This window comes from Ruegeria sp. BJ6 (genome assembly GCF_056537885.1).
In genome coordinates this window covers 1-21,502 of sequence record NZ_JBQFSG010000009.1, presented here as the reverse complement: position 1 = coordinate 21,502, position 21,502 = coordinate 1, and the positions used below count along the sequence as shown (strand labels likewise).

The window sequence follows — 21,502 nt, the reverse complement described above, 5'->3', positions numbered from 1 at the left end:
TGTGTTGGCTTTGTTGCAAAAATTGGCTGGGTCCTGCCGTAAAAATCCTCTGGGATTTGGAAGCTGCTTGAACTTTAAGGTTCTCTATTGGCAAACCACTCGGACAGCATGAAAGGGCAAACACCGCCTTCGAATTGACCTTTTAGGATCATCTGTGCGACTTCAATACCGTCCGAAATTGCGGATGCAGATATGAAAGACTTAAACCCCGGCATGGACGGGTACGCCGTTTGATGAATTCGGTGATCCAGTTAAAAGATGTTAATCCTGAAGTCCCGCCTGAGCATTTCAATCGGTATCGAACAATCAAACCATTCAGCATTTTGTAGATGGCCATGATGCCGGCTGTGTTCGCGCTATTCTTGTTGATAACATTTTTGCGGGCGAGCCCGTTCACGTTGAGTGCTCGGGCGAAAATATTGCTTTCCGCGGCTTTGTTTCGTCGGCTGGACAGTATGAAATTTAGCGTCTTCCCGTGCTTGTAAACGGCTCGATAGAGATAGGTCCACGCCCCCTTGAAGCGCAAATACGTTTCGTCCATCCGCCAGGAGCGGACACAGATGCGTTCCCGGCGGCGTGCATTTTCGGCGATCAGTGGCGCATACTTGGCGGTCCAACGGTTCAAGGCCTCATGGTCGATAACCACGCCCCGCTCCGCCAGAACTTCTTCCAGATCTCCCTACGAAACTGAGTAGCTTAGGTAAAGGTAAAGCGCATGCAAGATCACTTCTTTTGGAAAGTTTGCGCCCTTGAAGGAAATCGCCACACTCAACCTCATTCGAAATACGTGGCGCCTTTAACATAACCATCTAACCGCGAATAAATGGAGCAAAAGTTGCGACAAATCCCCATAAGTAACCCGCCTTCATCCTGGCACTCACTAAGCAGTTTTTACATTTATTAACAAATCACTAGCGCCCAACTCACTTGATGACACAGTGTTAACCATAATCCTGCATCTGTTGCTTCTGAAAAGAAAACAGAGGGTGCATGTAATGCTTCGCTACATCTACGCGGATGAGTTGTACAAATTCCCAGGGTTGGCTGATGAAATGTTCCGTGATCGTGCGGATCAGTTTAAAACCCGCCTTGGGTGGGATGTCGATGTGAACGATGACGGTCACGAGCGAGACAAATACGACAATCTGAATCCACTCTATGTGATTTGGGAAGAAGAGGATGGTCGCCACGGCGGTTCAATGCGAATGCTGCCGACCACTGGACCGGTCATGGTCAATGAAGTTTTTGGACACCTGACGGGCGGCACGCCAATTCGCAGCCCACTGATATGGGAGGTCACTCGCTTCTGTCTCTCAAGAAACGCCTCTCCTCGTGTGGCTGGCGCGATTATGCTCAGCGGAGGCGAGGTCATGAAGGGTTTTGGGTTGACCCATATTGCAGGCGTCTTCGACGCACGGATGGTGAGAATCTACCGTCTCATCGGCTCGTCACCGGAGATTTTGGATAGTGAGGGTGCTGGCCGCGACCAAATTTCCGTTGGACTATGGCCATATTCTCCTGCCGATTGTGATCGTGTGGCGCAAAGAGTAGGAATATCCCGGGATCTGTCTCGAATCTGGTTCAATGCGGCCTTCTCCAGACCAAACGTTAACGCGCCGAGAATCCGGAATTCAGCCTAACCGAAAACACCACTAACAAGATCGTTAGAGTTCAAGCCGCGGTGGTGACAGCGCCGCTTCCATTTAGCCGATCCGCTGCGACATGACGGTTTCCGAGCCCCCGGGTCTGTCGAGGGCGTTGCCAACATTTTTGAGCACGATTGAGGTAAGGGCGCGCGTATACCGTCAACCAACACGCCTAACTTAGCGAGCTATGGCCTGCGGAACAGAGCAAGCGCCAAACTGCGCCTTGCAGGGGCACCTCAGGAGACCATTGACCGGGTGCTAGGGTACAACCATTGAGGCCACCGGAGCGAGTACCTACGGGTGCGTTGACGACCGCCTTACGGTGGACCGAGAGTGGATGCAAAAGGCCGAACTCTGAAGCAACAGAAGTACCATAGAGTGTGCCGCCATTTCTAACGGCACTACTTCGTTTTCGTGTTCGGAAGTATTTTCTAGCCCCAAGCGACTTGCGCGGGGGAAGTTCCGCATGCATCCAAGCGCCCTGCTAGAGCAATCAGTTTACCCTTGGTCGCCGCGATTTCGCCTTCCAGATCGCCGCCTGATAAGCTCGAGACAGGAACGCCCACCAAAAATACTCCCAAGGCATCGCCTGTAACAGCTTTCTTTTGGGCAGCAACAAGAGTTGGAACTTTGGCTGCTTCTTGCTTGTAGAGTTCAGATGCTCTCGTGCAGGAAACACCATCGTATGTATCGCCCATGGAAACTGGCGTAATTGACGCTGGTTGCTGAGCACAAGCCGAAACAAGCGCAAGCCCGCACATTGCTATGCCGAGTTTTTTCATTAGTCCCTCATTTTTTGATTGCCAGGGCATCAGATAGAAATACGACTGATGTCCCGGCTTTGGTTTGTAGTTGTCGATGAACAACTGTGGTCGTGTCAGTGACAATGATAAGGTTTCGACCCAGCATGGCAGCACTTGCCGCGCGGGCTGTCTTTCCGGCACCCACCACTATGTGAGATGGTTTCGAAACTACTCACTGCTTCGGGGAGAAAGTTTGAAGCCGCAAAGCTAGGAGTAGCCAACAAGGTCGCCGCAGAGACAAGAAAAATTACAATTTTTTCAATGTATTCTCCGAATTTTTGTGTGCATCACGAAGCGATGTCCAAATGAGCAGCACCCCAAAAAGCGTACTGCGCACAGAACAAACACACGTTCTACTTGCGAGATGAGATGTCAATATTTAGGTCGCAATTTGACGCTAATGCGGCAACGTATCCGCTGCGGCGATTTGGCCGAAAAAATCAACCAGAGAAGGTGGGTCAGGCCGACATTGGGTTTTAAGTCTTTTGATTCAGTGGAGTCCGCTCACGCTGGCATCGAATTGGTTAACATGATCCGCAAAGGCCAATTCACGCCTGGAATCTCGCCGTTTCAGCAGTTCGCCCAATTGGCAGGATAACTGCCTCGCCGGCTTCATACACTCAATTCTCAATGGAATTTGCGACAGAACCTCTGCTGGCTTGTTTCGACGCCGTGAAAGCATGAAATCAAGGGTCTTTCCATGTTTGTCGACGGCTCGATAAAGGTAACCCACGCACCTCTCACTTTGATATTGGTTTCATCCATCCTCCAAGAACGATCACCCGGCGCTTTTCGACGCCGCGCGACTTCTGCGATTGCACCGGAATACCGTGCCACCCATCGGTTCAGCGTAGCGTGGTCAACCGAAACGCCGCGTTCGCGCATGATCTCTTCAAGATCTCGGTAAGACACGCCGTACCGAACATAAAAGAATATAGCGAATAGGATCACATCCTTCGGATATTGTGCGCCTTTGAAGGAAATCATGGATGGGCTTTCAACTGGTTCAGACCGGAAGTCATTCTCCCGCCAACCAAGAGACCGTTAGCTGTCAAAAGTTTGCAACAGAGCCTCCGAAAACGGCAATTCCTCCATACGACGGTCTCCGGCTTTCGGTTGTTCGCTGAGATCGCAGAGTAAGTGTGTCCCACGAAAAGGTCGATTTTGGCCACACCAAATTTTGCGACAGAACCTCACACTGTCCTTTCGCTGTGCCGGACCGCCTGATCATGCTTTTCAGCAGACGACCGGAACCGCACCCAAAGGAAACCACCATTCTCTCGGATGCCTAGGAACACTGACACGTCATACGGGGTTCCGCCTCGTACTGCAAACAGAGCCAGCGCTGCGATTCGATCAGACGAGACCCAAGGCAATTGCGGATCTCGGATTGATCCCAATATCTGAAAAATTTGCGAAATTGTCACCGACCACGTTGTCCCTCTGCATTAGCGCGACCTGAGCGCGTGTGACGGGCGGCCTGGGCAAGACCGCCATCGCTGAAGCAAGAAACCACCAGAATCGATAGGGCACAGGCAACAGAAACTTCCTTTTGCCACTGCGCCGTGCCAAACGGCGCAGGATTTCCCTGTAAGTAAACACATCCGGCCCGCCCAGCTGATAGACGCGTCCACGCGGCCTGGAAATTTCCGAAGCGGAGGCCACCGCCTTGGCCACATCGCCCACATGAACCGGCTGCAACCGAACGCTGCCGTCACCGAATAACGGAAGAACAGGCATGCTCCGAACAATCGCGTCGAGCTCCCCGAAAAATACGCCGCTGCGGCTGAACATGGCGCTGGGTCGCAATATCGTGGCCTCCGGAAAGGCGCGGCAGACCTCATCTTCGCCTTCCGCACGGGCGCGAACATAGGCAGATGGAGAGACTCGATCAGCTCCGATCCCCGAGATATGCACCAGACAGCGGGCACCAACTGACCTCGCCGTTTCGGCTACCGTTCGGGCTCCGGCTACATGCACATCCCGAAAGGTGTCCTTCCGGGTTTCAACATAGAGGCCAATGCAGTTGACGACCACAGTAGCGCCCTGCAACGCGCATTGCACCGTATCGGGGCATTTCAAATCACAATGCACCACACGGACCGCACCGTCTGGATCATTGCCAAACCGGGCGACCTAGTCTGGATATCGAGTTGCGACGCCGACGGCGAACCCCCTGCCCTGCAACTGCTGAACCACCCGGCGCCCGAGGAACCCGGTTCCCCCGAGGACAATCGCCGTTTCTCCGGTTTTCGCTGTAGACACATGCGCCTCATTCGTCTTTCTTTAACGCCTTTGGAAGCAGATCAATGGGCAGCGGGAACACAACCGTCGTTGTACCGTCGGTGGCAATGTCATTGAGGGCGTTGAAATAGCGCAGCTGCATCGAGTTCGGCTGAGTCGCCAAAAGCTTGCCAGCTTCCACCAGTTTCGACGCCGCCTGAAACTCACCCTGCGCATTGATGACCCGCGCCCGGCGCAGGCGTTCTGCTTCGGCCTGTTTGGCAATGGCGCGGACCATGCTTTCGTTGATATCCACGTGCTTGATCTCGACATTCGCCACCTTTATGCCCCAGGCGTCGGTCTGTCGGTCCAGAATCTCCTGAATATCGGCGTTGAGCTTGTCGCGTTCGGCCAGCATCTCGTCCAGTTCGTGTTTGCCCAGAACCGACCGCAACGTGGTCTGCGCCAATTGGCTGACGGCGGCGCGGAAATCGGCCACGTTGATGATGGCCCGCTGTGGATCCACGATGCGGAAATAGATCACCGCATTGACCTTGACCGAGACATTGTCGCGGCTAATCACGTCCTGGCTGGGCACATCTTCGACAAACATGCGCAGGTCAGTGCGTACAAGCTGTTGCACCACCGGAATAATCAGAACAAACCCCGGCCCCGAAACCCGTGTGAACCGCCCCAGCGTAAACAAAACCCCACGCTCATATTCCCGAAAAATGTAAATCGCTGCCTGCAGGAACAGGATCAGCAGCACCAAAGCGATGAGATAGGCGATCCATTCGAACTGGAAAACTTCCATGGTCAAACTCCTCTGCCAACCTCTGATTTCTTACCAGTCGCGAGCCCAACGCGTAGGGTAAGTCCATCAATGCCCAGAACGCGCACATCTTGCCCGGGCTGAAGGCCGGTCATTCCCCTGGCTTGCCATCGTTCACCCTCGATCCAGACGAACCCGGCGCTACCTGACCAATCCAGCACGCGAGCCTGCGCCCCCAGCATCAGGTTCGCCCCCGACACCGGCGCCCGCCGGTAGGTATGGACAGTGTATCCCAGAAGCACGACCAAAACCGATACGCTGACCAACGCCATGACCCCGATCAACCACCATGAAACGCGGAAGGCTTCGACATCCGTGTCCACCAACATCGCAGCGCCCAGAGAAAAGGCGACAATCCCGCCCAGTCCCAGCACCCCGAAGCTGGGCGAAAAGGCCTCGGCCACCATGAAAGCAATACCCAGCCCTATCAGCGCCAGCCCGGCATAATCGAGCGGCAACTGGTTGAGCGCATAGAGACCCAGTGTCAGGCAGATCGCACCGACCACGCCAGGCACAATCGCACCGGGGTTCCAGAATTCGAAAATCAGACCATAAACACCCAGCATCATCAGCACCAACGCCACATTCGGATTGGACAGTATGCTGAGAATGCGAGTAACCGTCCCCATCTCGATCCGTTCAACCGGCAGGCCGGACACTTCCAGTGTTTGTCGGGTGTCGCCCATCTTCACGCTGCGCCCGTCCACGTCACGCAACAGCGTTGTCAGGTCCGGGGCCATCAGATCGACGACGTTGAGCTCCAGCGCCTGCGCCGCCGACAAGCTTTCGGCCTGCCGTACCGCGCGTTCGGCCCAGTCCGCGTTGCGGTTGTGCATTTCTGCCAGGCTGCGGATCAGGGCTGCCGCGTCATTGGTGGCCTTGGCGGTCATCGCATCTCTTGGTGCCAGCGGGTCATCGGCGGCGTCCCCGTCAGTGTCCTTGTCCTCGGCCCCGCCGAGCGGTTGCCCGGGCAACCCACCAATCGCAACCGGCGTGGCCGCACCCAAATTTGTTCCCGGCGCCATCGCAGCGATGTGGCTGGCATACAGAATAAAGGTGCCCGCGCTGGCGGCGTGGGCACCGGGCGGGGCAACATAGGTAATCACCGGAACCGGTGACATCAGTATTTCCGAGATGATTTCGCGGGTTGCATCCGCCAACCCTCCAGGCGTGTTTAACTGCAACACGACTACGGATGTGGGCTGGTTCGCCGAGTGCTCGAGCACACGCGCGATGTGGTGCACGGTTGCCGGACCAATCGGCCCTTCAATCACCGTGTGCAGCACGCGGTTATTAGTTGTGTCTGTCGCGTCAACCTGGCCGTTCAACCGGTCTGCTGACAGGAAACACAGGATGATGAGACAGAGGAGGTTTAGGTAGTGCTTCACAATCTCCATGTGTGCTTTCCCCTACCATTAGGTAGCACGATCCGCCGTTGTCTCAAATCACAGGCCAAAATCCGGCATCCGTCTTTGGAACGTGAACTAACGTGTTCTGCCCAAATCCAAGTTGGAAACCCAAAGGGAAGCTCGGCTTCGAGACAGCCAAAGAATGTCATCGAAAAAGCGGGGCGAACACAGTTGGCATCAAAGCCATCAACAAACGCTGCAGGGGTTTGGTTGCCCGATCCCGATTGAGATGGTTAGCCGTAGAACCTCACGGATGTATCTGACAAGAGCTTTTGAGGTGCCGCGCCCCTTTTTTGATTGGTTGGGCTACTGAGGTGAAATCGGTTTTGGCATTGGTGACCGCTGTTTCCACTTGGTGACGAAGCGGCAGTAAACTCCTTCCGCGTGACCAACTGTCCCCCCTTTCCTGATCTCATACCGATTTGAGGCTGTAGTCGGCAGCAGAGCCCTTTGTCCTACCGCCACGTTGAGAAGGGTATCGTGCGGCCAATGCTGGGGTTCTAAGCCTTCGCTTCAGCGGTGGCAACGCTCGACGGGATTGAGGTCGCGCACATGATCCGCAAGGGCCGATTGTCGCCCGGAATCTGCCCGTTTCGTCAATTCTCCGAATTAGCAATCTGAACCTGAAGTGATCGCAGATCTATTTGAGTGACCTATAACTTTGCAACAGAACCTTTCGCAAATTGTCCATCTGAACATTTCTCTTTCGCGAAAATGACATAGACGCAAACGGACACAATCCAATGGGATGATGAATGCGCAGCGATGCCCGAAGCACTTCGGGGTGCGCCGCAACAAAGCTGAAGGAAAAATAGATTGAACTGCCGAATTGCTGTGGCCGAACCGGTGTTGCGTGTTTTTAGACTGGAAATGGTGCGCAAGTTGTTAGGCACCGTAGCCGCGTCAAAAGCCCCCGGTTTTATCGCTTTTGTAAGCTCTCTTGGAATGCTGGCGGCATCTGTCGCTACAGCGCAGGTGGGGGATGGGCCACGCGCCTATCAACTTCTGCCTGAAAACACGAGAGTGCTGTCACAGTACTACATCGGCACGAGGGGGAATTTTACTGCCAGCCAAGGCACTGTTATTCGCGGCGCGGAGATCGACACGAACCTTGGATTGACGCAGTTCACGCAGACCTTTGACATTGGCGGTCATCAAGCCGGGTTGCTCGCAATTCTGCCTTACGGAGAGCTATCGGGTTCACTGGATCTGGCTGGAACTTCGATCACCGGATCGGACTCAGGGCTTGGAGACATCGTGCTGGGCTTTGTTTACGGCGCCTACAACGCCCCCAGCCTGAACCGCGAGGACTATTTCGCGTTTGATCCGGGCCTTTCCGTCAACGCTTTGGTGCGGCTGACACTTCCCACCGGTTCCTATGACAGTAATCAAAATTTGAATCTCGGTGGAAATCGGTGGGCGTTGGAACTTGGTATGCCTGTTTCATATTTTGTTGGAACGTCCTTCCTCGATCCTTCCCTTATGTCTTTCGAGATACAGCCAAAAGTTACAATCTTTGGTGAGAATGACGATGCAGTCGGGAGTGGAGGCGTTCTTAAACAGGACCCTCTCTACACGGTTGAGGCGCATGTTGCGCGCAACTTCGGTCAGGTTTTCTGGGGCTCGCTGGATGCGCTCTATACTTATGGCGGGGAAACGCAAACCGACGGTGTCGACGGTAACAACAAACAAAGATCCCTTGCCCTGGGCGTCACAGGAAACCTGAATCTCAGCGAATCCGCATCAATTAAGGCAACTTACGGCGAAGTGGTGTCCGGGAATTCGGATGGAGCGGACGGGCGGCTGTTCCGACTTCAGTTGCTTTACCTGTTTTAGGTGTTGGCCCGATTGAGCCAGCTCGGATCAGTCTTACAAAACGCAGTGGCCCCGCACCCTGACCGGGCAGGGTTTCTGATGTCCCTGCAAATCAATAGTTTTCTAGGAGAAAAAGCATGATCGTCAGAGTAATTGCCTTTGCGCTGGCATCCACAGCGATTTGTGGAACCGTCAGCGCACAGGACGCCAATCCGCCGTTGGATGGATCGGTATTGCCGATCCCACAGGCACCTTTTCAGGGGAAAATCGAAAGGACGTTCGAAGGCTCTGAGCAAGCCTATCCTGAACCTGTCACAGCCCCTGAAGGGGCGCCCAATGTTGTTCTGATCCTGATTGACGATCTCGGCTTTGGTCAGCCCGGAACTTTTGGAGGACCCGTGCCGACACCCTCGATGGACGCTTTGGCTGAAGACGGTCTCAAATTCACCAGAATGCACACGACAGCCGTGTGCTCACCTACGCGCGCAGCCTTGCTAACCGGGCACAATCACCATCAGGTTGGATTCGGTTCCATCACCGAACTGGCCTCCGGATATCCCGGCTACAATACGGTATGGCCACGGGAAACCGCGAGCATTGCCGAAATTCTGAAGGCGAACGGGTATTCCACTTCGGCATTCGGCAAATGGCACAATACACCCAACTGGGAGACAACGCCGATTGGTCCGTTCGAGCGTTGGCCAAACGGCCTCGGTTTCGATTACTGGTACGGTTTTCATGGTGGCGAAACCAGTCAGTGGGAACCGCGCTTGTTCCGCAACACCGTTCCTGTTGAGCCGCCCAAGCGGCCAGAAGAAGGATACCACCTGACCGTCGATCTGGTTGACGACGCCATCAAATGGGTCAACCAGCAACAATCCATCGCGCCGGACAAACCCTATTTCATGTATTTCGCGCCCGGTGCCGTCCATGCGCCGCTGCATGTTGGGCCGGAATGGGCGGACAAGTTTGCGGGCCAGTTCGATCAGGGCTGGGACAGCGTTCGGAAAGAAACTCTGGAGCGCCAGAAATCCCTCGGCATCATTCCCGAAAACACTGAACTCACGTCCCGCCCCGACGAAATTGAGGCCTGGGAAAGTCTGGATGATGCAGCCCGGCAGGTTTATTCCCGTCACCAAGAGGTGTTTGCCGGCTTTGTCGCCCAGACCGACCACGAGATCGGTCGGTTACTGGACACAATCCAAGCCCTGCCAAACGCGGAAAACACCTTGATTATTCTGATCGCCGGGGACAACGGTCCGAGTGCCGAAGGGACGATCACAGGAACGATCAATAACACGATGACCCTGAATGGCATCCCGGACACGGTTGAAGCCCAGCTTCCCGTTCTGGATGAGATCGGTGGCCCATTGCACGACAACCATTATCCCGTTGGCTGGGCCTGGGCGGGGGCCGCGCCATTTCAATGGATGAAGCGGGTTCCTTCCCATTTCGGCGGCACGCGCAATGGCACTGTTATTTCCTGGCCCACAGGTATCGAGACAAAAGGCGAGGTACGGCATCAGTTCCACCATGTTATTGATGTCGCTCCGACCATTCTGGAGATCACGGGCATCAAGGAACCCAGCATCGTCAACGGCAGCCAGCAGGTCCCGATGGCGGGAACCAGCATGGTCTACAGTTTTGATGATGCCGACGCTCCGGGTACCCGGAAAACCCAGTACTTTGAAACCGGTGGCCATCGCGCCATCTATCACGACGGCTGGGTTGCGGCGTCGTTCCATGGTGCCCCATGGATTCTCTCGGGTTCCATAGGCTTTGATGACAAGGATTGGACCCTCTACAACATTGATGAAGATTTCAGCCAGACCCGCGATCTGTCGGCAGAGCAGCCCGAGAAGCTTGAAGAGTTGATTGCGCTCTTCAACGAAGAAGCGGAAAAGAACAACGTGTTCCCACTGGACGACCGTTTTATCGAGCGTACCGGAGATCCAGATCGCCCTTCACCCATCAAGGGCAGAACTGAGTTTGAATACAAAGCCGGAACAACACGCCTGCCGGACGGGATTTCCCCGCCAATCATCGGCCGCTCGTATCAGATCACCGCAGAGATCACGGTGCCCGAGGGCGGTGCTACGGGCGTGATCGTTGCCACCGGTGGATCGACGGCCGGATACACCCTGTATCTGGACAATGGTGTTCCGGTTTATGAGTACAACTTCTTTGATCGCGCGCGCTATCGTCTGGAAGGCACTGAGCCGTTGCCCGAAGGCACTCATGAACTTGTGTTGACTTATGAGCAACAAGGATCGCTCAAGGACAATCCGGTCGCGGGCGGGCCGGTGGCGCTTTCGGTGAATGGTGAGGAAATCGCCAGAGGCAGGATCGAAATGACCGTTCCATTTGGCTTCTCCACTACGGAAACGATGGATATTGGTGTTGATCTGGGTTCGGTTGTCACCCCGAAATACCACGACCAGGCCCCGTTTGCCTTCAGCGGCAAGATCGAACGTGTTCTGGTGACCCTCCAGTAGGAGCAAACGTGCAGGAGCGCAGAGTGTGTGTCCTGCACACTCTTTTCCATTTAAAAAACGAACCGCTCAGTGCGACCTTAGATCGGTTGCTTCCGATGCAAAGTTTTAGGTTGGTCAAATAGATATGCGATCACTTCAGGTTCAGATTGCCAACTCCGAGAATTGACGAAACGGACAGATTCCAGGCGTGAACTGACCTTTACGGATCATGTGCGACACTTTGATCCCTGCAAGAGTTGCAGATGCAGATGCAAAGGACTTGAAGCCGAGCATGGGCGAGTTCGTCTTTTGATGAAACAATGGTCCTGTTCAACGATGTTGTTCAGACGTTTCTGCCTGACCATCTTAATCGGGAGGGGCCCATAAGAGACACTTGACGCTGTCCTTTGCGCCGCAGTTCCGCTTACCTAGATGCACCATTCGCTGCAAATGCAAAATTTGGGGCCAGTCGAACCAACAATTTGGCCACACAGCTGTCGTTCACTGCGGTTGCAGCATCCAGCACATCGAGCGGCAGCATTGAGCAGCAAAGCATACCTTGCAATTGTTTGTCGCTGCAAAATCTCTCTCTGTTCCAATCTTCAACAGACAATAAGCGTCTGCGGGCGCCACAAACTACCGCTTCTTATTGGTGTTCGTAACTGCGTTCCAATCTTCCGGTGGCGGATTCTCCAACAAAACTTGGGCGCGGGACATCATGACCACCGAGGTGGGATCTCCGTTTCGTTCTTGATCAGCGGCCTTAAAAGCAGCAACAGCTTTTTCAAACTGCCCTGCTCGATAATGTGCAAGGCCTTGTTCGTAGGGTTCAATCCACGCAAGCGATCCGTCAATCCCATCCGCCATCGCGATCAGTTCGTAGACCACCAACTCCTTTGTGCGCCCAAATACTGTTAACGTGTCTAGTTCGCGCACCAAGATCTTATTAGCCGCTTGGCGTCGGGTTTCTGGACCAATCAGGATCAATGTGTCGTAATCCTTGTTGGCTCCCTCTAATCGGCTGGCAACGTTCACCACATCGCCAATTGCAGTGTAATTCAAACGCTGCTCTGACCCGATGTTGCCGACCAGAGCTTCGCCACTATTTATCCCGATCCTGACGCGCAGGGGGTTGCCAGAGTCGTCTTCAATTCCGGCCTCCTCTACAGCGGTGACAAGGTCCAGTGCCGCACGACAGGCGTTTTCGGCGTGGTTGGTATCCTTGCGCGGCGCGCCCCAGAAGGCCATCACAGCATCGCCCATGAATTTGTCGATAGTTCCCCCATTACGAGCGATGGCCGCAGAGGACGCGTTGAAGAAAGGCTCCATCATTTGGACGATTTTGGGGCCAAGTTTTTCAGACAGACCTGTGAAACCCGTGACATCGCAAAATAGCACGGAAATCTGCTTTATGTCTCCGCCTGGCTGAGACTTGATGCCCTCGGCAACCAGCATGCGCACCAAATCGGTAGGTACATACTTGCGGAATGCTGATAGACCTGCAGCCATACTTGCGGTCGCAGCAGAGAGGTTTTCAAGCTCAGAGAGTTTGGAGGGCCTGCGCGAAATGCGTTCGACGTCAAAGCGTTCTATTTTGCTCAGGTCTTCGGCGATAAATGCCAACGGATTTGCGACGACTGTGCGAACCAACCAGATAGCCAATCCGGCGGCAACAACAACCACACCGATCAGAATATAGATCAGGTTTATCAGCGTCTTGTCGATATCCGAAAGAAAGGCAGCTTCGGGGATGACAGTGGCAACGCGCCAGCCGTAGAACCCCAATGGCGTCAGAGCAACCGCGTAGGGCACACCTTCGATGACAACACGCTTAGACAACGAACCGGAGGCGTTCGCTGTGGGGTCACCCAACAGCTTTTCACCGGCGATCTTGGCGACCTCATAAAGCTTACCCTCACCCATGCGTGCGGGTGTGACCTCATCTGCTTCCGCATCGGGTATCGCGATCACTTTACCATCGGCATCCAGAACAAACGCTGCGCCGAATTCGCCGGGCGTAAGAGTCGCCAGAAAGCGCGAAAGTCGATCCGTTTCGATCGCCACTGCCAGAACGCCTTGCCGCTTTCGGTTGACGTCTATCGCACCAGCAAATGTGTAGACAATTTTGTTACTCTCCGGGAGGTCGCGCGCTTCAATCCATCCCGTGGACTCAAGGCCCATAAAGTTTTCAAACCACGCATGTTCGCGTGGATCGTAAGATGTTTCGGTAAAGGTTCGCTCTTCGAACTGGATGTCTCCGGGAATGAAGATATAGCGGTCCTTCCGCAACATCCTGTCACGAATATCCTTGTCGATTTCAATCATCTCAAGCCCGCTGTCACCTAAACGATGTGACGCGAAAAAGTTTCCATCGGGCCAACCGAAGAAAATCCATGAAATATTCGGTTGCGCCTGCAATTGTGATAAAAACACGAACTCTCTCTTGTCGGCTTGTCGCGTCGCGATAACGTTCTGGACAAATATCGTGCGTACGGCTGCCCAGGCGGCTTCGGCCGACCTGAGCGTTACGCCCACCTCGATACGAACGGTGTTTGCAATTTGACTGTTGATCTCGGCTGCGAGCATGCGGCTATTGTCGCGCGCTGTTTTCCACCACAGGGAGTGAACTATAACCGTCGACACGCCGATGGACATAGCAACCAGTATTGAAACAGCGATGCCTACGCTAATTCGCACTAAAACTCCGCAAGTAGCGACATGTGCTTTAGTATTGAGTTGAGACAGTTCGAAGAGCAAAGCTTACTTCGCTTTAATGCTGAAAACTCACGCAACTGTTAAATTCAACAAAAAGATCTGCTTGTGAAGCGATTACCGGAGCAAGTATTCGGCTTTAGTTAATTGCCCACACCGAAACAAGAAAACACACATGAAGCTGGTGCAAGGTTTCGACCATTTACCTTCGCGGCTTTAGCGCCTGTTTGGCGAGCGGGCCACCAAGCGGACATTCGCTGCAGGCGCCAAATTCACGTTGTGAGCGCAAAAACACCTGCCGAGAGGGGCGACAAAGCTGTCAATCGCTGCAGTTGCGAGATTGAGTACCGAACAACTCACAAGCAGACGATCAAAGTGCCGATTTTGATCTTTTCGAGCCCATTATCCCCTTTCCACGGGGGGAACCTCTGGCCTTCAGTTGCATTCAATTTCGATCCGGTGACTTACCGAAAAGGTTCGTTTTCCGCCAATACTTTGAAGCTGAACCATGGCTCCACCATTATCTGTGTCGAAACGCGCATCTATCGTTGATATGGTTCCTATGCCGGAAGGTAAGCTTAGGATCTGAATGTCGGGTTTGCCGAATTCAAGCTGCATCGTAAAAACGACTGATGTAAACTCCTCTAGATCGCCTTCCAACTGTTCTGAGACTGAAGCGACTATTCCGTTGCAAACAAACAGGGATAGGTTCGCCTCCTCAACAACCCACTGTCCCGGCAAGTAGTCCGAAAGAGGCACGAGCTTCCATTCCTGTTCGAGCGCGTGCTGTTGCGCCGCTTCGAACGAGCCTCCCAGCATGAAGCCCCCGAGGTCCTGTTGGGTGGCGGCATTGGCGACAGAGGCGGCAAACAGGCTAAATATGGCCAATAAGTAGAACTTTCTGGGAAGGATCATTTAGGCTTACCTTGGTTGATTGCTTGAACGTCGCAGAAATCAGCATGAATTCAATGGCAGCTTTCGTCCGCATAGGGGACGTCCCTCCCTATTGATTGCGCCGAATGCCACGAATCCCAGCAGCGCTCATCAGAAGACCGACGGCTACCAGCGATCCACCGAATATTGCGGATGTTTTGGCATCAGAACACTGAATTCCAGGGCATCTGAATTGAGCGTCGCTGATAGCAGCGAAGGTCATCAGACCGAAAAAGGCAACAAGTAGCATGCCAGAAATCATCAAGGCATAGTAGAACGTCTTAGGCATGTACGCTCCTATTTGTGATCTACAGAAATGATCGAACGAAATCTGCGGTTAGCCTCGCGAAGCCCCCAAGCGCGCCCAATCTGGAACGCCGCAACCAATAAGAAAAATACTGATGTGGCAGTTATTAGGTACGGCAACATGATCAGCTCCTTTTTGTTAATACCGCGCGTCCCGACGCATCCGGTCACGCTCATATCCCGCCACATCACCAATCCCCCGGTAATAGCAGTGTCGCAACGGGGTCAGCAAAGCCGAACAAGGTCCAGTAGAGTTCAGTCGACACGTGCAGTGACCATCGGTGATCTCGTCGCAAAGAGCCCAGCCCTCACTGCGCCGCGGCTTGTATCTCTTGACCTCTCCCCGCGTCAGCATCGCACCAGCCTCCTCGAAATTGCCCTCAACTACCCTCACAGAACTGTCTCTCTGAGCCCGATTCAGCAGCAATCAACATAAAATCATCGAACTCGCGAAATTCGGTAAATAGAACCCTAACAAATTGTCCGTTAGCGTTTTTTTCTCGAGTTTCCGCCACAATCGTAGGCGGTCCTTTACGGTGACACGGCTGCACGAAGTCCAAGCTGAAAATGCCTGTTTGTTGGGTGACCCAGAGTTCAAAATTATCACGAATTTGTTTTATCGTGTTAGGCTGGGGGCGTTCGCCATAAGGATATGGTCGCACTGCACATCCTATTTGACCAATGTTATTTTCAATCGCGCGCAAGGTCAGTTGATTGGATAACCACCATTCGCGCTTTTTCTTGGCACCATCTGGGCTCCGGCTTTGCTCAACAGGCCGCAGCCCTGTCTCACTAATTCCTCCAGACATAACTGATCGAAAACAGAATTTCTCAAACCCATTCACTGCTTGTCCGAAGCTCCGCTCAGTAGCAACGTCGGAAATTGCAATTGACGGTTGCAACAACAGTAAATGGGCAATTGCCAATACAAAACCGTTGCGCAAACACAAGAGAATGGACTTACAATAAAACTTCAAACTCGATGCCTCCAACGTTTCCGCAGTATATGCAAGGTAGCAAAAGGTCTTTTACTATTTGGAAACACTCTCAGGCAAAGGTGTGCATTGACCGTTCGAAATCTTAAACAACTGAAATTGGTCTTGGTGGAAGGTATAGGTTGCATAGTCCGGAGTACTATTCGAGACATCGTAGGTATAGTCGTTAAACTCCACCACACGGATGGGTTGCTCGTCCAAGTCCTCTGGCAACCCAAGATGCTCTCTCAGCATTTCAAGTGCTGGGGGAGGATCAGAAAAAAAAGCGTTGCAAGCATCATTGAATGGAAGTTTGCCATCTTGTTCAGGGTCTATCTTGCGAAAATGCAAGGCTACCGCTCGTACGTCTGTGCTATTTTCGTCAAATAGCACCTTCGTCTGCTCCCAACCTTCCAGACCACCCGGATAGGTGTACGTATAGACACCGTCTATCCTTAATTGGCATTTTCCTTGCCGAACTTGAATTGGAATATGGTGAGGAAACAACAGGTTACCGTAAACGCCAGACACGAAGCTACGCGAATTCAACTCCACCCGGTAGATGTTATTCTGATCAACACCTTTAGGCGCATTCGGCAACGTATCAAGAATTCGATCGCAAATCGGTCCAATCACATCCGCAAACAGAAGTTGTCCTTTTGGCTGGCGCACCAAGGTAGCCACCGAATTGACTCGCCAGAAACCATTATACTCAGCCCAATGATTGTCTTGTACGATCCATTCTCCACCTCCTGCGTGAAAAGTGCTATTTTTCTCTGCTTGTTCTTCAGCATTCGAATTCGTTGCGCGCAGAAAAACTACGAACAGAAGAAACAAAAGTACCAGTTTTTCGTGCTTCAAATTCATTATAGTCGACACCTCTCGAGTATCTCGGGCATTGAAGGAACTATCTGTGGTTGTGGTGCACGTAGCAAGTTTGATTTTCGCGTGCTGCCCGCAGACTCATAGCAACGACCAATTAGACCGCATAGCGGACGGCCCTCCTTATTGTGACTGTTCGATCTCTACAATATTGCCTTCGGGATCTCGAACATAGACCGCTAAGAACGGCATCTCTGAGGTTCCAAGGTTCGTGATTTCTCCAAGCCTCATCCCACCAGCTTCGATCACCGCGAGCTGCACTGCTTGGATGTCATCGACCGAAAAAGACAAGTGTCCTAAACCCGGCTCATTGACCTTTGGAATTGAACGTTCCCTGGATTCCTTGAACTCAATCAGTTCTAGAAAGGGAGCATCCGCTTCCGGCAACGATAGCCAAATTGAATGAAATTCTGTCTCATTCATACCGATCCCGCGAGCCACATCCGCACCAGTCTTTTGCTGCCGTGGTCGACGAATTTCGAAACCAAAAACTGTTTGATAAAAATCAGAGAGCCTATCTGCATCGCGGGCTACAATGCAGACATGTACAAACTTCATCCTGCGGCGCTCCCCTGAGTGAACTGTTACGGTGAAAAAAGGATCATTCCTGAAACAACCAATACAATGACAGGAATCCCAAAATAGCCTCCAAAGTTGGATGTCCTTTTTGTCGCATTAAGAAAGCTATCGTTCTTCGCGAGATCTTCGTCCGCCAAATCTCTAGCAAGCAATAGGCAGGCGTTTGCTCTTTCGAGAGCTAAGTTGTTTACAGCCCAAGAATAGATGGCGATACACAAATACAATGCGACCCAAGTAACTCTTGCCCAACTAAGCGCCTCAGTCGCCCGAACATAGTCGGTTGCAACAATCCAGCCACCGATTGCTGCGCTCGCCACAGCAAATACTTGAAGGCTTTTGGCGGCAAACTCAGCATTCTTATATGCAATGTCGATTGCGTCCTTGGGGTTCATTAGAACGTCGCCTCCTTATTGTCGTCTACAAATTCACTTTGGAACTACTCATTTTGCAGCGTCCATAACGTCAATGAATCCCAAACAACTAACGTTGCAGCAACAGTGGAAATAGAAACAACTACTGCTACCACCCAAGATATTAGCGTGGAATGTAGAATGAAGAACGCGCCCGTTGAACTCTCTAACCACGCACACAGTGAACTCGCTGTATATATACAAGCAACAAAGAGCATGACCGCCGCGAGCGCCCATGAGATGATAACGGGACCTTTCCCCACACATCCATCTTCACAACCCCAGACGATCAAGCCTGCCTGACCAACAATGCCCGCAATAGTGAGCAATGCTACTGCTCTTAAAACTCTTTCCAATAGCAAGTCTGAGTGCGATTTCTCTGCCATTCTCTGCCCTCCTTATTGTTGATCTTCTTCGGTTCGCGTCCGTAGGAAGCGACGAAATTCAGAGCACAACAGGATGGTAAAAATCACCGCAAGTACTTTATCCAGTGTCGAGCTCAACTCTTTGAGCAAGAACACATAGACTAGGAAACCAGAGTACGCTGCAATCGAGAGCCGAAGCCCGTTTGGAAGACTCTTTATGAGCTCGCGAACTTCCGAGAATGAGTACATCGCTCCCATCTGCTCCTTATTGTTGAATAACAGAAGGCACACAGTAGGCTCTCATGCTCCTAAAAACGTTGCCGTCAGTCAGCACTGGTTTGTGAACTAGTTGGGCTGCGTTCTCGCATGATTGCTTGCTATCGTATGGTCCAAATTTTTCGGTGTGGATGTATCCTGATCCCTCACCGTCAATCAAAAACACCAAAAGTAATACGAACACTTCAAGCTCCTTATTGTGAACTTTCGAATGTCTGCTATGAGCCCATTTGAGACGTTCAAACGCTCTCTGCGTGCGTGACCAACTCAAAGGCGGCAACATTCTTTCCTATCCCTTTGAGGTCGAAAGGCCCCGCTGGTTCCATGGCGTTGTCCACCTGCCATGCGGTTGCGTGCGAGATCAGGATCTGGTCCTTTCCCGCTACGTCGCACAGACGTGCGGCGAGATTGGGGGCCGGGCCGATGGCCGAATAATCCATCCGCCCCTCAAAGCCGATCTGGCCCAGCGTCGCCGCTCCGGTGGCGACGCCGATGCCGACCCCGAGGCTGCGGCCCTCGGTGCCAGCCTGAAACTCGGCCATCGACGCTCCGACCTTCGCCCGCATTTCGATAGCAAGTTCCACCGCGCGCTGCGCCGCATCCGCCATAGGAACCGGTGCTCCGAGCAGCACCATCAAGCCATCCCCCAGAAACCGCTCGAGGGTTCCGCCGCAGGCCTCGACCAGCGGACCGCAGGTGCCGTGAAAGGTGTTCAGCGCCGCTACCACCTGATTCGGCGTCGCCGCATTGGCAAAGGCGGTAAACCCGCGCAAATCCGCAAACAGCACGGTGATCTCGGCACGCTGGGTGCGCAGAACATCCTGCTCGTCCGGTGCGCTGACAATCATTTCCGCTACCTGCGCCGGCAGAAACCGCCGCAGCCGGTTGGTGCGTTCTATCTCTTCGATCTGGAATTGCACCTTGTCCTCAAGCGCGGCGTTCAGATTCGCCAACTTCGTCTTCTGCGCTTCAACTTCGCCATAGAGTATCCCGAGCTTCTCGCTGGTCCGGTTCACATGCCCGGCCAGTTCGCCCAGTTCATCGCGGTTGGGGACGCTGACCCGCGCGTCGAACCCTCCGGCCGCAAGTCGACCCAGCGCCTGCCGAATGCTTTCGATCGGCCAAAGTAGTGCGGAAGATATTGAATACCCGAGTAAAAGCGCCACGCCGATGGCCATGAATGCCGCTACCACGATATTCTGGCGTGAGATCAGATAGGCCTGCGTGGTGGTTCTTGCCCGCTCCCGCATTTCGTCTTCGATTTGCTGGACGATGGTGTAGGCATCGCGTTGCATCGCCTGTAGAGGCGGCAAGATATTCGCGAGGCCATGTTCTGCAGCGGCCTGTGTTTTTCCCTCGTTGCCCAAACGCCTCACTTCCAAGGTCGCCGGCATAACGATTTTAACTTGCGCGCGAAGACCGGTGATTGCCTGTTCGTCGGGCATGCCAGCCTGGCCGAAACGCCGGACACCAACTGCGATGTCACGCGCCAGTGCGCCAGCAAGGTTGTAAATCGAACTCTGTGGCGTGTCATAAATCCCACGATATCGCGGATCCTTTCGGACCCTGTCCGGGATAAACACCGAAAGCGTATGGGCGTTGAGATTGGATATCGTCGCATAAATGTCGTTGAAATAGGCAATGCGTTCCTGATCGCGGATCATCGCCTCGGTTCGGACATTGGCATGATGCAATGCATAGAGACCAAACAGCGTCAGCCCCACCAACAGGCAGGTGATCCCCAAAAATGCGACCAAGAGCTTGGTACGTACCGAAACGGCCATGCTTGCGACGCCGCGCACAACGGGATTGGGCCGGTCCGTGCTGCGTCCTATTTTGTCAGACATCTCTGCAAGCCCACCGCGCTGTTTGTTAACTCACCTCCATTCTGCTCCATAATGCGTCAAACTCCAATTCAGCAACTTTCCGGGCAGGACCCGATGCAGGTAAGGATAGTCTCTAAACTTTTGACTTCCTTGGAACGAGTGGTCGATGCTGTGGCTCTTGCTTAGTGTTCCGTAAAAAAACCGCCGGTCTCGTGAATGTTGCATCGACAACGCCGCCTAACTCGGCTTGTGGCGAAGGTCCGGAAAGTCCGCATAGCGGACGTCCCTCCCTATTGTGAACTTTCGAATGACTGCTTCGAGCCCATTGTGACCTATACTTCACGGTACACAGTTTTCGGTGTGGGTAATAAAAAATTCAGACGTTCGGTGCTTGTTGTCATATCCCAGCAAAACGGGACAAATTGGTCGCCCAAGCGAATTCAGCTTGGTCCCTCAATCTTTCAAAGTTGCTAGATATGCAATGAGATCCGCGCGATCTTTTTCATTTTCAATTCCGAGCATCACTTTGGTCGTCCCGGGTACAAACTGATATGGGCTAGCGAGATAGCTATTCAGTGTATCCGCATCCCACACCAAACCTAATTCGCGCAAATAGCTTGAGTAAGGAAACTCGGGATCGGACGCAGTGGGTCGTTCGAATACGCCCCAAAAATTGGGCCCATTGTCGCCTGCAACTCCCGTCGCCGAAGGTTTGCCATGGCAGACTTCGCACCCCTTGGCTAGAAACTCACCATTTGAAACATTGGCATCTTGCAACTTATCGGCAATCGGTTGGCTCTCTACTCGCAGAGGCGCTCCCGCTTCGATGAGCATCTCGGCGATTTCGATGTGCCCCGCTCTCAGCGCCTGATGCAAAGGAGTTGAGATTTATGCTTCATAGCTAGCTGGATCCGCCCCAGCTTCAATGAGTACTTTTACCACTTCGATGTGCCCATACCCGGCCGCATGGTGGAGAGCGGTTCCAACCGTATAAGTATCATTTCCCTGATAGAAAAAAATTGTCGGATCGGCACCCC

Annotated in this window: 18 protein-coding genes and 5 pseudogenes; 5 read left to right on the top strand and 18 right to left on the bottom strand. The window is 53.2% G+C overall.

Annotated features, from left to right (window positions below; genetic code table 11):
* Positions 1-74: 74 nt before the first annotated feature.
* A pseudogene (locus ACR0D6_RS16910) lies at positions 75-766 on the bottom strand (IS6 family transposase).
* Between the two features lie 229 nt (positions 767-995).
* Here ACR0D6_RS16910 and ACR0D6_RS16905 point away from each other — a divergent pair.
* The gene (locus tag ACR0D6_RS16905) at positions 996-1,640 is read left to right on the top strand and encodes an acyl-homoserine-lactone synthase (RefSeq protein WP_170652852.1); all 645 of its coding nucleotides are present in this window, start codon (positions 996-998) and stop codon (positions 1,638-1,640) included.
* A 437-nt stretch (positions 1,641-2,077) separates the two neighbouring features.
* On the opposite strand, the gene ACR0D6_RS16900 is transcribed toward ACR0D6_RS16905, so the two are convergent.
* Positions 2,078-2,512, bottom strand: a complete 435-nt coding sequence (locus ACR0D6_RS16900; protein WP_170652850.1) for a hypothetical protein — start codon at positions 2,510-2,512, stop codon at positions 2,078-2,080.
* 385 nt (positions 2,513-2,897) lie between these two features.
* Between ACR0D6_RS16900 and ACR0D6_RS16895 the strand changes: the two are divergent.
* Positions 2,898-3,047 (top strand): annotated as a pseudogene (locus tag ACR0D6_RS16895) (IS6 family transposase); the annotation flags it as partial.
* 48 nt (positions 3,048-3,095) lie between these two features.
* Here the strand turns inward: ACR0D6_RS16895 and ACR0D6_RS16890 are convergent.
* The 4 genes and pseudogenes from ACR0D6_RS16890 to ACR0D6_RS16875 all read right to left on the bottom strand — a co-directional run.
* Positions 3,096-3,436, bottom strand: a pseudogene (locus ACR0D6_RS16890) (IS6 family transposase); the annotation flags it as partial.
* A 369-nt stretch (positions 3,437-3,805) separates the two neighbouring features.
* Positions 3,806-4,543, bottom strand: a complete 738-nt coding sequence (locus ACR0D6_RS16885) for a complex I NDUFA9 subunit family protein (protein WP_480766369.1) — start codon at positions 4,541-4,543, stop codon at positions 3,806-3,808.
* A gap of 178 nt (positions 4,544-4,721) precedes the next feature.
* Positions 4,722-5,486, bottom strand: a complete 765-nt coding sequence (locus ACR0D6_RS16880) for a slipin family protein (RefSeq protein ID WP_480766368.1) — start codon at positions 5,484-5,486, stop codon at positions 4,722-4,724.
* A 2-nt stretch (positions 5,487-5,488) separates the two neighbouring features.
* Complete coding sequence (locus ACR0D6_RS16875; protein ID WP_480766367.1) at positions 5,489-6,901, bottom strand: NfeD family protein; 1,413 nt, start codon at positions 6,899-6,901, stop codon at positions 5,489-5,491.
* A gap of 492 nt (positions 6,902-7,393) precedes the next feature.
* On the opposite strand from ACR0D6_RS16875, the pseudogene ACR0D6_RS16870 reads away from it, so the two are divergent.
* The 3 genes and pseudogenes from ACR0D6_RS16870 to ACR0D6_RS16860 all read left to right on the top strand — a co-directional run.
* Positions 7,394-7,534, top strand: a pseudogene (locus ACR0D6_RS16870) (IS6 family transposase); the annotation flags it as partial.
* 195 nt (positions 7,535-7,729) lie between these two features.
* On the top strand, positions 7,730-8,749 hold the full coding sequence (locus ACR0D6_RS16865) for a transporter (RefSeq protein WP_480766366.1): 1,020 nt from the start codon (positions 7,730-7,732) through the stop codon (positions 8,747-8,749).
* Positions 8,750-8,865: 116 nt separating this feature from the next.
* Entirely contained in the window at positions 8,866-11,223 is a 2,358-nt protein-coding gene (locus ACR0D6_RS16860; protein WP_480766365.1) for an arylsulfatase, read from the top strand.
* A 141-nt stretch (positions 11,224-11,364) separates the two neighbouring features.
* On the opposite strand, the pseudogene ACR0D6_RS16855 reads toward ACR0D6_RS16860, so the two are convergent.
* The 12 genes and pseudogenes from ACR0D6_RS16855 to ACR0D6_RS16800 all read right to left on the bottom strand — a co-directional run.
* Positions 11,365-11,567 (bottom strand): annotated as a pseudogene (locus ACR0D6_RS16855) (DDE-type integrase/transposase/recombinase); the annotation flags it as partial.
* Positions 11,568-11,838: 271 nt separating this feature from the next.
* Positions 11,839-13,857, bottom strand: a complete 2,019-nt coding sequence (locus ACR0D6_RS16850) for an adenylate/guanylate cyclase domain-containing protein (protein ID WP_480766364.1) — start codon at positions 13,855-13,857, stop codon at positions 11,839-11,841.
* A 492-nt stretch (positions 13,858-14,349) separates the two neighbouring features.
* On the bottom strand, positions 14,350-14,829 hold the full coding sequence (locus ACR0D6_RS16845; RefSeq protein ID WP_480766363.1) for a hypothetical protein: 480 nt from the start codon (positions 14,827-14,829) through the stop codon (positions 14,350-14,352).
* An 88-nt stretch (positions 14,830-14,917) separates the two neighbouring features.
* Complete coding sequence (locus ACR0D6_RS16840; RefSeq protein WP_480766362.1) at positions 14,918-15,136, bottom strand: hypothetical protein; 219 nt, start codon at positions 15,134-15,136, stop codon at positions 14,918-14,920.
* 397 nt (positions 15,137-15,533) lie between these two features.
* Positions 15,534-16,079, bottom strand: coding sequence for a hypothetical protein (locus ACR0D6_RS16835; RefSeq protein ID WP_480766361.1), 546 nt, complete (start codon positions 16,077-16,079; stop codon positions 15,534-15,536).
* A 105-nt stretch (positions 16,080-16,184) separates the two neighbouring features.
* Positions 16,185-16,994 carry a hypothetical protein gene (locus ACR0D6_RS16830; RefSeq protein ID WP_480766360.1) on the bottom strand — a complete coding sequence of 270 codons (810 nt, stop codon included), beginning with the start codon at positions 16,992-16,994 and terminating at the stop codon, positions 16,185-16,187.
* Between the two features lie 138 nt (positions 16,995-17,132).
* Positions 17,133-17,567, bottom strand: coding sequence for a VOC family protein (locus ACR0D6_RS16825; RefSeq protein ID WP_480766359.1), 435 nt, complete (start codon positions 17,565-17,567; stop codon positions 17,133-17,135).
* A gap of 26 nt (positions 17,568-17,593) precedes the next feature.
* The gene (locus ACR0D6_RS16820; RefSeq protein ID WP_480766358.1) at positions 17,594-17,980 is read right to left on the bottom strand and encodes a hypothetical protein; all 387 of its coding nucleotides are present in this window, start codon (positions 17,978-17,980) and stop codon (positions 17,594-17,596) included.
* Positions 17,981-18,024: 44 nt separating this feature from the next.
* Positions 18,025-18,384, bottom strand: coding sequence for a hypothetical protein (locus tag ACR0D6_RS16815; RefSeq protein WP_480766357.1), 360 nt, complete (start codon positions 18,382-18,384; stop codon positions 18,025-18,027).
* Between the two features lie 494 nt (positions 18,385-18,878).
* Complete coding sequence (locus ACR0D6_RS16810) at positions 18,879-20,486, bottom strand: adenylate/guanylate cyclase domain-containing protein (protein ID WP_480766356.1); 1,608 nt, start codon at positions 20,484-20,486, stop codon at positions 18,879-18,881.
* Between the two features lie 432 nt (positions 20,487-20,918).
* The gene (locus tag ACR0D6_RS16805; protein WP_480766355.1) at positions 20,919-21,341 is read right to left on the bottom strand and encodes a c-type cytochrome; all 423 of its coding nucleotides are present in this window, start codon (positions 21,339-21,341) and stop codon (positions 20,919-20,921) included.
* A 12-nt stretch (positions 21,342-21,353) separates the two neighbouring features.
* Positions 21,354-21,485 carry an ankyrin repeat domain-containing protein gene (locus ACR0D6_RS16800; protein WP_480766493.1) on the bottom strand — a complete coding sequence of 44 codons (132 nt, stop codon included), beginning with the start codon at positions 21,483-21,485 and terminating at the stop codon, positions 21,354-21,356.
* Between the last annotated feature and the right edge of the window lie 17 nt (positions 21,486-21,502).

Bases quoted from the DNA above. Each gene is read 5' to 3' on its own strand.
- ACR0D6_RS16905 (WP_170652852.1), top strand. From the start codon at position 996: ATGCTTCGCTACATCTACGCGGATGAGTTGTACAAATTCCCAGGGTTG.
- ACR0D6_RS16880 (WP_480766368.1), bottom strand. From the start codon at position 5,486: ATGGAAGTTTTCCAGTTCGAATGGATCGCCTATCTCATCGCTTTGGTG.
- ACR0D6_RS16875 (WP_480766367.1), bottom strand. From the start codon at position 6,901: ATGGAGATTGTGAAGCACTACCTAAACCTCCTCTGTCTCATCATCCTG.
- ACR0D6_RS16860 (WP_480766365.1), top strand. From the start codon at position 8,866: ATGATCGTCAGAGTAATTGCCTTTGCGCTGGCATCCACAGCGATTTGT.
- ACR0D6_RS16850 (WP_480766364.1), bottom strand. From the start codon at position 13,857: ATGTCCATCGGCGTGTCGACGGTTATAGTTCACTCCCTGTGGTGGAAA.
- ACR0D6_RS16845 (WP_480766363.1), bottom strand. From the start codon at position 14,829: ATGATCCTTCCCAGAAAGTTCTACTTATTGGCCATATTTAGCCTGTTT.
- ACR0D6_RS16840 (WP_480766362.1), bottom strand. From the start codon at position 15,136: ATGCCTAAGACGTTCTACTATGCCTTGATGATTTCTGGCATGCTACTT.
- ACR0D6_RS16830 (WP_480766360.1), bottom strand. From the start codon at position 16,994: ATGAATTTGAAGCACGAAAAACTGGTACTTTTGTTTCTTCTGTTCGTA.
- ACR0D6_RS16825 (WP_480766359.1), bottom strand. From the start codon at position 17,567: ATGAAGTTTGTACATGTCTGCATTGTAGCCCGCGATGCAGATAGGCTC.
- ACR0D6_RS16820 (WP_480766358.1), bottom strand. From the start codon at position 17,980: ATGAACCCCAAGGACGCAATCGACATTGCATATAAGAATGCTGAGTTT.
- ACR0D6_RS16815 (WP_480766357.1), bottom strand. From the start codon at position 18,384: ATGGCAGAGAAATCGCACTCAGACTTGCTATTGGAAAGAGTTTTAAGA.
- ACR0D6_RS16810 (WP_480766356.1), bottom strand. From the start codon at position 20,486: ATGTCTGACAAAATAGGACGCAGCACGGACCGGCCCAATCCCGTTGTG.